Origin of the sequence: Sinomonas gamaensis (genome assembly GCF_005876955.1) — a bacterium.
Taxonomy (GTDB): Bacteria; Actinomycetota; Actinomycetes; order Actinomycetales; family Micrococcaceae; genus Sinomonas; species Sinomonas gamaensis.
Map to the genome: position 1 here is coordinate 111726 of NZ_SSCL01000011.1, position 12287 is coordinate 124012.

Here is a 12287-nt window from a genome sequence, read left to right on the forward strand (position 1 = left end):
GAGCCTCGCCGCGGGCAGGGTCAGTATCTGTACCTGAGACAGGGAGAGGGGCGACTTGGTGTACCCGAGACGGTGGGAGCGGGGCGAGGTCAGGAGGAGAAGAACTCCGCCAGCCGCTCGATGAGGGCGCGGGCGGGCCGTTCAGGAGCGTCGTGGGCGAGCTTCGGGAGGACGTCGAAATCGGAGGCTGGCAGCACGCCGTCGAGCTTTTGGGCCGCCTCGGCGAAGTACTCGGGGCTGGCCCCGCCCACGAGGAACAGCGTCTCGAGCGGCAGGGCATCGAACGGCGCGGCCTTGGAATCGGCGGCGAGGACCGCCCGGATCTCGCGGGGGCCCGTCGGCAGTAGCCGGGTGAGGACCTTGCCCGGCTGGGTCCGGCTGCCGATCCGGTTGAGCACGGTCAGGATGGGCAGCGGCAGCTTGGAAACCGGGCCGGCCGTCTGGAGGCCACGCAGCAGCACGGCGAGGGCCTTCTCCTCGTCCCCGTGAGCGAGCGCGGCTTCGTAGTCGTCGAGCCACCCCGCGCTGTAACTGCCGTTGAACGAGATGATGGGGTCGTAGACGGCGAGCTGGGCAATGTCGAGCGTGCGCCCGCCGTGCAGCGCGATGCACCCGCCGTAATTGTGGCCGAACACCGCCTGCGAGCCAGTGTGGGCGAGCACAGCGCCCAGATCCGAGATTTCGACGGCGAGCGAGTAGTCCTCGGGCTGGGCCGACGACGCCCCGCGGCCCCTGCGGTTGTAGAGGTGGACGGGGGCATGGAGGGATTCGGCGAGGCGCTGCGCGAAGTCGCGGTAGAGTTCGGCGGTCACCATCGAGCCGTGGACGACGACGACGCCGCCTTCGGTCTGCCCGTCGCCGGCGGCTGTGAACAGCTCGAGGACCGCGCCGTCAGGGGTCTGAACGGAAGAGCCGAGGATCTGGGTGGCTGCCATGGGCATGAGCCTAGCCCACAGGCCGCTGGCCTAGAATTGAATGCTGTGACTGCGCAGAACACCGCCCAAGGGGCAGAGCCGGCGACCAAGACCGGCATCGAGCCAGCCGACGCCAGCGAACAGATGCACGTGCGGATGGAGAAGCGCGGCAAGCTCCTCGCCCGCGGTGAGGAACCGTATCCGGTCAGGCTCGAGCGCAGTCATTCGCTCGCTGACATCCGCGCGAAGTACCCCGAGCTCGAGCCGGACACCGCCACGGGAGACGTGGTCGGCGTCGTCGGCCGCGTGGTGTTCGTGCGCAACACCGGCAAGCTCTGTTTCGCCACGCTCCAGGAAGGCGACGGGACGCGCCTCCAGGCCATGCTGAGCCTCGCGAATGTCGGCGAGGAGCGCCTCGGGGACTGGAAGTCTCTCGTCGACCTCGGCGACCACGTCTACATCCACGGCGAGGTCATCTCCTCCCGTCGAGGCGAGCTGTCCGTGATGGCCGACGACTGGAAGATGGCCTCGAAGGCGCTGCGGCCGCTCCCCACGCTGCACACGGAGCTGAGCGAGGAGACGCGCGTCCGCCAGCGCTACGTGGACCTCATGGTCCGCGACGAGGCACGCCAGATGGTGTACACGCGTGCCAAGATCACCAAGACCGTTCGCGACACTCTCGACTCCCACGGCTACGTGGAAGTCGAGACCCCGATGCTCAATTTGATCCACGGTGGTGCAGCCGCCCGCCCATTCGCGACGCATCTCAATGCTTTCGACCAGGACATGACTCTTCGAATCGCCACTGAGCTCTATCTCAAGCGGGCCGTTGTGGGCGGAATCGAGCGCGTCTATGAGATTGGGCGCGTGTTCCGTAACGAGGGCGTGGATTCAACGCACAGCCCAGAATTTACGACTCTTGAATGCTATGAAGCGTACGCAGATCAATTCGTGATGGCTGAGCGGATGAAGGAGATCATCCTCAACGTCGCAGATGTCATGGGCAAGCGTCAGATCGAGACTCCTGAAGGAACGATCGATCTTGACGGCGAATGGCGTTGGCTTGGCGTGTATCCCGGCCTCTCTGAGGCTGTTGGGGAAGAGATCACGCCTGATACTCCGCTTGAAAGGCTCCTCGAGATCGGGGACAAACGCGGCGTGAAGACAGACCCTTTGTGGACCACGGAAAAGGCGGTTGTGGAGCTGTTCGGCGATATCGTCGAACCGACTCTGCTGAATCCCACGTTCGTCTACGATTACCCGCCCTCGGCCCAGCCGCTCGCGCGCCCGCACCGCGACGATCCGCGGCTCATTGAGGCATGGGACCTGATTATCGGCGGAATGGAGCGCGGCACGGCGTTCTCCGAGCTCATCGACCCGGTGATCCAGCGCGAGCGGCTCACTGAGCAGTCGCGACTTGCCGCGGAAGGCGACGACGAGGCCATGCAGCTCGACGAAGACTTCCTGCGAGCCCTCGAATACGGGGCGCCGCCCATGGGCGGCATCGGGCTCGGGATCGACCGCCTGGTGATGCTGTTCACTCAGGCGGGCATTCGCGAGACCATCCTCTTCCCGCTCCTCAAGCCGGAGACCAACTGATATGGATTACGTAGCGGTCCTGCTGCCCCCGGTACTCGTCGGACTCATTTTCTGGTTCGCGATCCGGGCGATATTCAACGCGGACAAGTCAGAGCGTGAAGCGCTCGCCCAAGCCGAAAGGGATGCCCAAGCGGCGGACGAAGGGAAAAGTTCTCCCCCTGCCGCCTGATTCGTTTTGACGTGCTGGTGATGCCGAAGCATAATGGCAGTGCGATAAGGGCGCTCATTCCGTATATTTGCGCCGGCGGCACGCAGTGGCTTGAGAGACATACCGATCCCCAGCACGGACAGAGAAGAGAATCCCATGGCACAAAAAGTCAAGATCATCCTTGTTGACGACCTCGACGGCGGTTCCGCTGACGAGACCGTGCGCTTCGGGATCGATGGCGCGAGCTACGAGATTGACCTTTCGAACGCGAATGCTTCGAAGCTCCGTGAGTCCCTCAAGGATTATGTCTCTGCAGCCCGCAAGTCCTCCTCCCGCGGCGGCCAGCAGCAGCCTCGCGCCCGCGCAACGTCCGGTGGTTCTTCGCGGAATTCGGAATCCGCGAAGATCCGTCAGTGGGCCCGGGACAACGGCTACAGCGTGAACAGCCGCGGCCGGATCCAGGCCGAGATCCAGGAGGCCTACCGCAAGGCGAACGGCTGATCTCTCAGTTCACGAGATTCACGGGGACCCGGCGCGAACGGCGCCGGGTCCCCGTTCGTTAATCCAACGCACCGAATCCGACTCACCGCGACGGCATCCGACTCTCCTCGACGACGCGGTTCACCCCGTGGCGAACAGCCGTGTGCGGAGGGGCCCCGGCACGTAGCATCGAACTACTTGCCAGTGCTGTCTTCGGCAGCCCTGCACCCACCAGCAACACCGGGGAGTTCGAGCGATGTTCGAGAGATTCACAGACCGCGCCCGCCGCGTGGTCGTGCTGGCCCAAGAAGAGGCCCGCATGCTCAACCACAACTACATCGGCACCGAGCACATCCTCCTGGGTCTTATCCACGAGGGGGAGGGAGTGGCCGCCAAGGCCCTCGAATCCCTTGGTATCTCCTTGGACGGTGTGCGGGAGCAGGTGCAGGAGATTATCGGCCAGGGGCAGCAAGCTCCGTCCGGCCACATTCCCTTCACACCACGTGCCAAGAAGGTGCTCGAGCTGTCCCTGCGCGAAGCGCTCCAGCTCGGCCACAACTACATCGGCACCGAGCACATCCTCCTCGGCCTCATCCGCGAGGGCGAGGGCGTTGCCGCTCAGGTGCTCGTCAAGCTGGGCGCGGACCTCAACCGCGTGCGCCAGCAGGTCATCCAGCTGCTTTCCGGGTACCAGGGCAAGGAGACGGCGTCGGCGGGCACCGGTTCCGGCCAGCCCGAGGGCAGCCCGGCCGGTTCCGTGGTCCTCGACCAGTTCGGCCGCAACCTGACCCAGGCGGCGCGCGAGAACAAGCTCGATCCCGTGATCGGGCGCGAGCATGAGATGGAACGCGTCATGCAGGTCCTCTCGCGGCGCACCAAGAACAACCCCGTGCTCATCGGCGAGCCCGGCGTCGGCAAGACCGCCGTCGTCGAGGGTCTCGCGCAGGCGATCGTTCGCGGCGACGTCCCGGAGACCATCAAGGACAAGCAGCTCTACACGCTTGACCTCGGCTCCCTCGTGGCTGGCTCCCGCTACCGCGGCGACTTCGAAGAGCGCCTCAAGAAGGTCCTCAAGGAGATCCGCACGCGCGGCGACATCATCCTCTTCATCGACGAGATCCACACCCTCGTCGGTGCGGGTGCCGCCGAGGGCGCGATCGACGCGGCGAGCATCCTCAAGCCGATGCTGGCCCGCGGGGAGCTCCAGACGATCGGCGCCACGACGCTTGACGAGTACCGCAAGCACATCGAGAAGGATGCTGCGCTCGAGCGGCGCTTCCAGCCGATCCAGGTCGCCGAGCCGACCGTTGCGCTCACCATCGAGATCCTCAAGGGCCTCCGCGACCGCTACGAGGCCCACCACCGGGTGACGATCACGGACAGCGCTCTCGCGGCGGCAGCAAACCTGTCCGAGCGGTACATCAGCGACCGCTTCCTCCCGGACAAGGCGATCGACCTCATCGACGAGGCGGGCGCGCGCCTGCGCATCCGCCGGATGACGGCCCCGCCGGAGCTCAAGGCGCTCGACGAGCGCATCGCCGGGCTCAAGCTCGAAAAGGAGTCCGCGATTGACGCGCAGGACTTCGAGGGCGCCGCGGCGTTGCGCGACAAGGAGCAGAAGCTCATTGCCGAGCGCGCCGAGCGCGAGCGGGCCTGGAAGTCCGGCGATATGGACGGCGTGGCCGAGGTGGACGAGGAGCTCGTGGCCGAGGTGCTCGCGAACTCTACCGGCATCCCGGTGTTCAAGCTGACCGAGGAGGAGTCCTCGCGCCTGCTGCACATGGAGGAGGAGCTGCACAAGCGGGTCGTCGGCCAGGACGACGCGATCAAGGCGCTCTCCCGCTCCATCCGCCGCACCCGTGCGGGCCTGAAGGATCCGAAGCGTCCGGGTGGGTCGTTCATCTTCGCGGGCCCGACCGGCGTCGGCAAGACCGAGCTCGCCAAGGCCCTCGCCGAGTTCCTCTTCGGCGAAGAGGACGCGCTCATCACGCTGGACATGTCCGAGTTCTCCGAGAAGCACACGGTCTCGCGGCTGTTCGGTGCCCCTCCGGGCTACGTCGGCTACGAGGAGGGCGGCCAGCTCACCGAGAAGGTGCGCCGTCGGCCGTTCTCGGTGGTCCTGTTCGACGAGGTGGAGAAGGCCCACGCGGACCTCTTCAACTCGCTCCTGCAGATCCTGGAGGACGGGCGCCTCACGGACAGCCAGGGCCGGGTCGTGGACTTCAAGAACACGATCATCATCATGACGACCAATCTGGGGACGCGAGACATCTCCAAGGGCGTCATGACCGGCTTCCAGTCGGGCACGGACACCAAGACCACCTATGAGCGGATGAAGGCTCGCGTGACGGAGGAGCTCAAGCAGCACTTCCGCCCCGAGTTCCTCAACCGCGTCGATGACGTTGTGGTGTTCCCGCAGCTGACGCAGGAAGAGATCATCGAGATCGTCGACCTCATGATCGAGCGGCTCGAGAAGCGCCTCAAGGACAAGGACATGGGCATCGAGCTCACGCAGAAGGCGAAGATTCTCCTTGCCACGCGTGGCTACGATCCCGCGATGGGCGCGCGGCCGCTGCGTCGCGTGATCCAGAGCGAGATCGAGGACCAGCTGTCCGAGAAGATCCTCTTCGGGGACATTTCCGCGGGCGACATCGTCCTCGTCGATGTCGAGGGCGAGGGCGACCTCGCGAAGTTCACCTTCGCCGGCACCCCCCGTCCGCGCGTCCCCGAGGTCGTCTCGGCGGCCAAGGGTGGCGGCTCGAAAGAGCTCGGCGCCTGACACTTTCCCAAAGAGCACGACGGCGGTCCCTCACCTTCAGGGGTGAGGGGCCGCCGTCGTCTGTTTGGAGGAGGCTCTGCTGTTTGGAGGGTCCGCCGACGGGAAGGGGGACGTTATGACTGACCGGAATGCTGCAGACGAGACGGGTTCAAACGACGTCGAACGGGCCGAAGAACAGGGCGGCTATGGGAGCCCCACGCCGGAGGAGGAGATGGGTCCTCAGGCCGGACAGGAGGCCGGGGGCCGCGAAGGCGAGGGTGGATCGGCCGGAGATGAGGGCATCGACCCGACGGACAAGGACGGGATGGCGGGTGAACCCACCGACTAATAAATCTAAACGCTAGACAAACTCGGTTACTGAAGAGTACAGTCTTTCTCGGTCTCACCCTTTCTGATCCGAGAGAGACATCATGACCACTCAGCTCGAGTTCATCACCCTTGAGGACCTCGTCCGCGGCGAGGTGTACGACCCCGCGGATTCCGACTACGCAAAGGAGGCGGCGGCCTTCAACGTCGCCGTCCAGCACCGGCCTGACGCCGTCCTTGCCGCGCGGGATGCGGTTGACGTCGTCGCGGGCGTCCGCTGGGCTTCGCTCAATTCCGTGCCGCTCGCCGTTCAGGGGACCGGCCACGGCGCGGAAAGGGCTGTCGAAGGCGGCCTGCTGATCAGCACGAGGGCGCTGCGGAGCGTGGCGATCGACCCTGCCGCCCGGACTGCGACCGTGGGGGCGGGCGTGAAGTGGCGGCAGGTCATCGATGCGGCCGCGCCGTTCGGGCTCGCCCCGCTCAATGGCTCGTCGTCGGACGTCGGCGTCGTCGGCTACACCCTCGGCGGTGGGCTGCCGGTCCTGGGGCGCACGTTTGGCTTCGCCGCGGACAGCGTGGTGAGCTTCGACGTCGTCACGATGGATGGCGTCGCCCGCACCGTCAGCAGGACTCGGGAGCCAGAGCTCTTCAACCTCCTGTGCGGTGGGGGTCGCGGCCTCGCGATAGTCACTTCAGTGACGATGCGGCTGTACCGGGTGTCCGAAATCTACGGCGGCGTCCTGGTGTTCGACGGCGAACACGCGTCGGCCGTGCTCCGGGCGTTCGCTGCCTGGGCGCCGACGCTGCGGGACGCCTCCAACACGGCCTTCAAGTTCCTGCGCGCGCCTGATCTTCCGCAGGTCCCGCGTGAGCTTGCGGGGCGCCTCACGGTTCATGTGCACTTCGCCCACGTGGGCAAGGGCGGGCCAGGGGCACTTGCCCCCATGCGTCAATCGGCGCCCGTCCTGATCGACGGCGTCGGCGTGCTCCCGTACAGCGAGGTCGATCGGGTCTACAACGACCCTGTCGACCCGATGCCGTTCGCGTCCGGGGGAGTGGGCATCAAGGACTTGACGCCCGAAGCGATCGACGCCGCTCTCGCCCTCGCGGGCCCCGAGGCCGAGTGCCTGCTGCCCATGCTGGAGTTCCGCCTCCTCGGTGGCGCCCTGACGAGCGACGATGGGCGGGCGGCGTCCGCCCTTGGGCTCGGCTATGCGGCCCATGTGGTCGGCGTGATGGCTCCGCCCATCGCCCACCTTGTTCCCGCGGAGATCGAGCGGACGCTCGCTGCCCTCCGTGTCTTCGGCAACGGACACACGCCGCGCAACTTCCTCGGAGGTGCGCTCGACACCTCGTCGGCGTGGTCGGACCGGGTGAACGCAGCGCGCGCTGCGGCGAAGGACGCCTTGGACCCCGAGGGACTCCTGAGGGACTGACGAGGGACTGACTCCGCAAGGTCCCGCGACACCCACTGACCGCGTTCTACCCAAGTGCTGAACGCGGCAGGTAGGCTCCGCAGCGTGAAGAAGCTCATCAACGACCCGAGATCCGTGGTCGAGGAATCCGTCGAGGGCTTCGGGATGGCCCACGCGGACCTGGTCGAGGTTCATCTCGATCCGCTCTACGTGACGCGCAGGGGCGGCGCGGTCAGTGGGAAGGTCGGGCTCCTTTCGGGTGGCGGGAGCGGGCACGAGCCGCTGCACGCGGGCTTCGTGGGCCAGGGGATGCTGGATGCCGCGGTGCCAGGGGCTGTCTTCACCTCGCCCACGCCGGACCAGATCGTCCCGGCGACCCAGGCGGCGGACGGCGGGGCCGGCGTCGTCCACATCGTGAAGAACTACACGGGCGACGTGCTCAATTTCGAAACCGCCGCCGAGCTCTGCCAGGCGGAGGGCCTCGACGTGCGGAGCGTGCTCGTCAACGACGATGTGGCCGTCGAGGACTCGCTCTACACGGCGGGGCGCCGCGGTGTCGCGGGGACAGTCCTCGTCGAGAAGATCGCGGGCGCGGCGGCCGAGCGCGGAGCCTCCCTCGACGCGGTCGAGTCCGTGGCCCGCCGCGTGGCGCAGAACGTGCGCTCGATGGGGCTGGCCCTCACGCCGTCCACCGTTCCCCATGCCGGCAAGCCGAGCTTCGAACTCGGCGACGACGAGATCGAGATCGGCATCGGCATCCACGGCGAGCCGGGGCGCCGAAGGGTAGGGCTTGAGCCTGCGGACGCCCTCACCGACCACCTCCTCACGCCTGTCCTCGAGGACCTCGGGCTCGCCTCCGGGGAGAAGGCGCTCCTGCTCGTGAACGGAATGGGCGGGACGCCCATCTCGGAGCTCTACATCGTCTACCGGCGGGCTGCACAGCTGCTCGCCGAGCGCGGCATCACCCTGGAAAGGAGCCTTGTGGGCAACTACGTCACGTCCCTCGAGATGCAGGGGTGCTCCGTCACCGTCCTGCGCCTCGACGAGGAACTCACCGCCCTCTGGGACGCCCCAGTGCGGACGCCGGCTCTGAGATGGGGGCTGTGACATGACCGCCCTCGACGCTGCCTGGGCCGATCGCTGGCTCCGGGAGGCGGCCCGCGTTCTGGCCGAGCATCGCGACGAACTCATCGAACTCGATCGGGCCATCGGCGACGGCGACCACGGCGAGAACATGGACCGGGGTTTCCGGGCCGTCGTCGCGAAGCTCGATGAGAGCCCGAGCGAGTCTGTGGCCGCTGCGCTCAAGCTGGCCGCGACCACGCTCATGAGCAAGGTTGGGGGCGCGGCGGGCCCGCTGTACGGGACGGCCTTCCTGCGGGCCTCCATTGCGGCGGGGGACCGCACTGCGCTCGATGGATACGCCGTCGAGGCCGTTCTGGCCGCGGCCCGCGACGGCATCGTAGCGCGGGGGAAGGCCGAGCTGGGCGACAAGACGATGGTGGATGCGTGGTCGCCGGCCGTCGATGCGGCGGGGAGGGCTGCCGACGGCGAAGCCGCCCTCGAGGCCGCTGCGTCCGCTGCCGAGGAGGGCGCGCGGGCGACGAAACCCCTGGTCGCGCGGAAGGGGCGCGCGAGCTACCTCGGGGAGAGGAGCGCCGGCCACCTCGATCCTGGGGCCGTGTCGACGTCGTACATCCTCCGCGCCGCGGTCACCGCAGCGGTCAGCGAGATCCTCTCGGGCGAGGTCACATGAGCCCCGTCGGCCTGCTCATCGTCTCGCACAGCACCCGCCTCGCCGAGGGCGTCGTGGAACTCGCCGAGCAGATGGCTCGCTCCGTGCCGATCGTCGCCGCGGGCGGAATGGACGATGGCGGCCTGGGGACGAGCTTCGAGAAGGTGATGAAGGGCGTCGAGGCGGCGGATCAAGGCGAGGGGGTCGTGATTCTCGCAGACCTTGGGTCGGCCGTCATGACGGCAGAGTCCGTGCTCGAGTTCCTCGACGACGACCAGCGCTCCCGGGTTCGCGTCGCCGACGCCGCCCTCGTCGAAGGTTCCGTGGCCGCCGCCGTGGCCGCAGAGTCTGGCGCCGGGCTCGATGCGGTCGTGCGCGCCGCAGAAGAAGCCGTGCCGGGCGCTCCCGCGGAGGAGGGGCCGGAGGTGGGAGAGCCCACCGCCTCGGCAGTGCTCACGCTCACCAACCTCACGGGCCTGCACGCGCGGCCAGCCGCGGTCCTCGCGGGCCGCCTCTCCCAGTTCGATGCCCAGATCACGATCAACGGCGCCGACGCCCAGTCGGTCATGGCCCTCATGGCGCTCGGGGCGCGGAAGGGGTCGCAGGTCGTGGTGGAGGCGTCCGGCCCCGAGGCTGAGGCCGCCGTCGGGCTGGTGCGCGAGCTCGTGGAGCGCAACTTCGGCGAGCCAGAGTGACCACAAATCTGAAAGGACTGTTTCACCATGAGTGAACGCCTCTGTGCTCTGGGCCACAGAACGGGTTGAATCAGTGCCATGAGTGCCGACGTCCAGATCGACGAGCCGCAGACACAGTCCGGCCCCGAAGAAGCTCCCGAGACACCGTTCCATCACCTCGACCATTACGTGGCCATTCCGCGACTGAGCGGGCTCGTGCTGAGCCCCGATGGCTCCCGGCTCGTCACGACGGTCGCCACGCTGAATGGCAAGGGCACCGAGTACGGCTCGGCACTCTGGGAACTGGACCCCACCGGGGAGCGGGCCGCCCGCCGCATCACCCGCAGCGCGAAGGGTGAGGCCGGTGCAGCCTTCGCCGCGAACGGCGACCTCTTCTTCACCTCGGCCCGTCCCGACCCTGAGAAACCGGATGAGGAACCCGTCAACGCCCTCTGGCTCCTCCCGCGCGATGGCGGCGAGGCCCGTGTCGTCCTGAGCCGAGCCGGCGGAGTGGAGTCGGTACTCACGGCTCGGTCCGCGGATGCGACGTTCGTCCAGGCTTCAGTCCTGCCTGGCAGCAAGGATGAGGACGACGACGAAAAGCGCCGCAAGGCCCGCAAGGACAACAAGGTCTCAGCGGTGCTGCACTCGGCGTACCCGGTCCGCTTCTGGGACGCTGACTTGGGGCCGGACGAGCCGCGGCTGTTCGCCGTCGAACCCTCCCGCGAGGCTCCGGAACCGGGGAAGCCGTCCACCCTCGACGAGGGGCCTGCCCTCGAGCTTCGCAATCTCACGCCGGACGCCGGACCGCGCCTGCGGTTCGGGGACGCCCACGTGAGCCCGGACGGCCGCACCGTGTATGCCGGCTTCCTCAAGCCCCTCGCCAAGGCGGACCTGCGGGACGAGGTGGTTGCGGTCGATGTGGCCACCGGCGCGCGCAGAACTCTGCTCTCCGAGGACCGGAAGGACTTCTTCCCCGGCCCCGTGAGCCCGGATGGCCGCCTGCTCGCGGTCGTCGTCGAGCCCCACACGACCCCGACGCAGTCGTTCACGAGCGAGTTGCACCTGCTCGATCTCGAGTCGGGCGAGCTGCGTCGGCTCGCCGCCGATTGGGACCGGTTGGCCCACCCCGCCGCTTGGCTCCCCGACAGCTCGGCGCTCCTGGTCACTGCGGACGACGGCGGCCGCTCGCCCGTGTTCCGCATCGACGTCGCGAGCGGCGAGGTCACCCGGGTGACGCACGACGACGGCGCCTACACGGACGTCGTCGTCTCGCCTGACGGTGGCGCGGCCTACGCGCTCCGCAGCTCGTATCTCTTCCCGCCGGAGGCCGTGCGGATCGACCTCGAGTCGGGGGAGACCACCCGTCTGCTCAACCCGGCCGAGCGGCCGGAGATCCCAGGCCGGCTCGAGGAAGTCACGGCGACGGCCGAGGACGGCACTCCGCTCCGGGCGTGGCTCGCGCTGCCGCGCGAGTCGGCACCGTCCCAAGGGGAGGCATCGGCGCGCCGTCCGCTCCTCCTTTGGATCCACGGCGGGCCGATCGGCTCCTGGAACGCGTGGACGTGGCGCTGGAACCCTTGGCTCATGACCGCTCAGGGCTACGCGGTCCTGCTGCCCGACCCCGCTCTGTCCACCGGCTACGGCCAGGATTTCATCCAGCGGGGCTGGGGCCGATGGGGAGCCGAGCCGTTCACGGACCTCATGGCGCTCACGGACGCTGCCCTCGAACGGCCGGACCTCGACGCCGAGCGGACGGCAGCCATGGGCGGTTCCTTCGGCGGGTACATGGCGAACTGGGTGGCCGGCCACACGGACCGGTTCCGCGCCGTGGTGACCCACGCGAGCCTCTGGGCCCTCGAAGGCTTCGGCATGACTACGGACATGGCCCACTACTGGGCGAAGGAGATGGACGCGGCCATGGCGGACGCGAACTCCCCGCACCAGTCCGTGGGCGAGATCCGCACGCCCATGCTCGTGATCCACGGCGACAAGGATTACCGCGTTCCCATCGGCGAGGGACTCCGCCTGTGGTACGAGCTCCTGAGCGCCTCCCAGCTCGCCGCAGACGAGGAAGGCCGAACGCCGCACCGCTTCCTCTACTTCCCCGACGAGAACCATTGGATCCTGAAGCCACAGCACGCGAAGGTCTGGTACGGAGTGGTCAACGCGTTCCTCGCCGAGCATGTGCTGGGGGAGAAGCGGGAGCTGCCGGAGGAATTGGGGTTGTAGGAAGC

The 12287-nt window shown here is 67.8% G+C and carries 10 protein-coding genes; 9 read left to right on the plus strand and 1 reads right to left on the minus strand.

The window, feature by feature from the left end; all coding sequences use genetic code 11:
- Window positions 1-89: 89 nt before the first annotated feature.
- Window positions 90-935 carry an alpha/beta fold hydrolase gene (locus E5679_RS14865; protein ID WP_249336158.1) on the minus strand — a complete coding sequence of 282 codons (846 nt, stop codon included), beginning with the start codon at window positions 933-935 and terminating at the stop codon, window positions 90-92.
- 123 nt (window positions 936-1058) lie between these two features.
- Between E5679_RS14865 and lysS the strand changes: the two genes are divergently transcribed.
- From lysS to E5679_RS14910, 9 genes are all read left to right on the plus strand, one after another.
- Window positions 1059-2513, plus strand: coding sequence for a lysine--tRNA ligase (gene lysS, locus E5679_RS14870; RefSeq protein WP_249336164.1), 1455 nt, complete (start codon window positions 1059-1061; stop codon window positions 2511-2513).
- Between the two features lie 304 nt (window positions 2514-2817).
- Window positions 2818-3162, plus strand: a complete 345-nt coding sequence (locus tag E5679_RS14875; RefSeq protein WP_138417241.1) for a histone-like nucleoid-structuring protein Lsr2 — start codon at window positions 2818-2820, stop codon at window positions 3160-3162.
- Between the two features lie 235 nt (window positions 3163-3397).
- A complete protein-coding gene (locus E5679_RS14880) occupies window positions 3398-5920 on the plus strand; it encodes an ATP-dependent Clp protease ATP-binding subunit (protein WP_138417243.1) in 2523 nt (840 codons plus the stop codon).
- 115 nt (window positions 5921-6035) lie between these two features.
- Window positions 6036-6248 carry a hypothetical protein gene (locus E5679_RS14885; protein ID WP_138417244.1) on the plus strand — a complete coding sequence of 71 codons (213 nt, stop codon included), beginning with the start codon at window positions 6036-6038 and terminating at the stop codon, window positions 6246-6248.
- Between the two features lie 82 nt (window positions 6249-6330).
- Entirely contained in the window at window positions 6331-7662 is a 1332-nt protein-coding gene (locus E5679_RS14890) for an FAD-binding oxidoreductase (protein WP_138417246.1), read from the plus strand.
- A gap of 84 nt (window positions 7663-7746) precedes the next feature.
- Window positions 7747-8748 (plus strand): dihydroxyacetone kinase subunit DhaK, encoded by a 1002-nt coding sequence (gene dhaK, locus E5679_RS14895; protein ID WP_138417248.1) that lies wholly within the window; start codon window positions 7747-7749, stop codon window positions 8746-8748.
- A gap of 1 nt (window position 8749) precedes the next feature.
- Window positions 8750-9397, plus strand: coding sequence for a dihydroxyacetone kinase subunit DhaL (dhaL, locus tag E5679_RS14900; protein ID WP_138417250.1), 648 nt, complete (start codon window positions 8750-8752; stop codon window positions 9395-9397).
- Window positions 9394-10071, plus strand: coding sequence for a dihydroxyacetone kinase phosphoryl donor subunit DhaM (gene dhaM / locus E5679_RS14905; RefSeq protein WP_138417252.1), 678 nt, complete (start codon window positions 9394-9396; stop codon window positions 10069-10071). Before dhaL ends, dhaM begins: the two co-directional genes overlap by 4 nt.
- A gap of 78 nt (window positions 10072-10149) precedes the next feature.
- Window positions 10150-12282, plus strand: a complete 2133-nt coding sequence (locus E5679_RS14910; protein ID WP_138417254.1) for an alpha/beta hydrolase family protein — start codon at window positions 10150-10152, stop codon at window positions 12280-12282.
- Window positions 12283-12287 lie beyond the last annotated feature (5 nt).

Bases quoted from the DNA above. Each gene is read 5' to 3' on its own strand.
- E5679_RS14865 (WP_249336158.1), bottom strand. From the start codon at position 935: ATGGCAGCCACCCAGATCCTCGGCTCTTCCGTTCAGACCCCTGACGGC.
- lysS (WP_249336164.1), top strand. From the start codon at position 1,059: ATGCACGTGCGGATGGAGAAGCGCGGCAAGCTCCTCGCCCGCGGTGAG.
- E5679_RS14875 (WP_138417241.1), top strand. From the start codon at position 2,818: ATGGCACAAAAAGTCAAGATCATCCTTGTTGACGACCTCGACGGCGGT.
- E5679_RS14880 (WP_138417243.1), top strand. From the start codon at position 3,398: ATGTTCGAGAGATTCACAGACCGCGCCCGCCGCGTGGTCGTGCTGGCC.
- E5679_RS14885 (WP_138417244.1), top strand. From the start codon at position 6,036: ATGACTGACCGGAATGCTGCAGACGAGACGGGTTCAAACGACGTCGAA.
- E5679_RS14890 (WP_138417246.1), top strand. From the start codon at position 6,331: ATGACCACTCAGCTCGAGTTCATCACCCTTGAGGACCTCGTCCGCGGC.
- dhaL (WP_138417250.1), top strand. From the start codon at position 8,750: ATGACCGCCCTCGACGCTGCCTGGGCCGATCGCTGGCTCCGGGAGGCG.
- dhaM (WP_138417252.1), top strand. From the start codon at position 9,394: ATGAGCCCCGTCGGCCTGCTCATCGTCTCGCACAGCACCCGCCTCGCC.
- E5679_RS14910 (WP_138417254.1), top strand. From the start codon at position 10,150: ATGAGTGCCGACGTCCAGATCGACGAGCCGCAGACACAGTCCGGCCCC.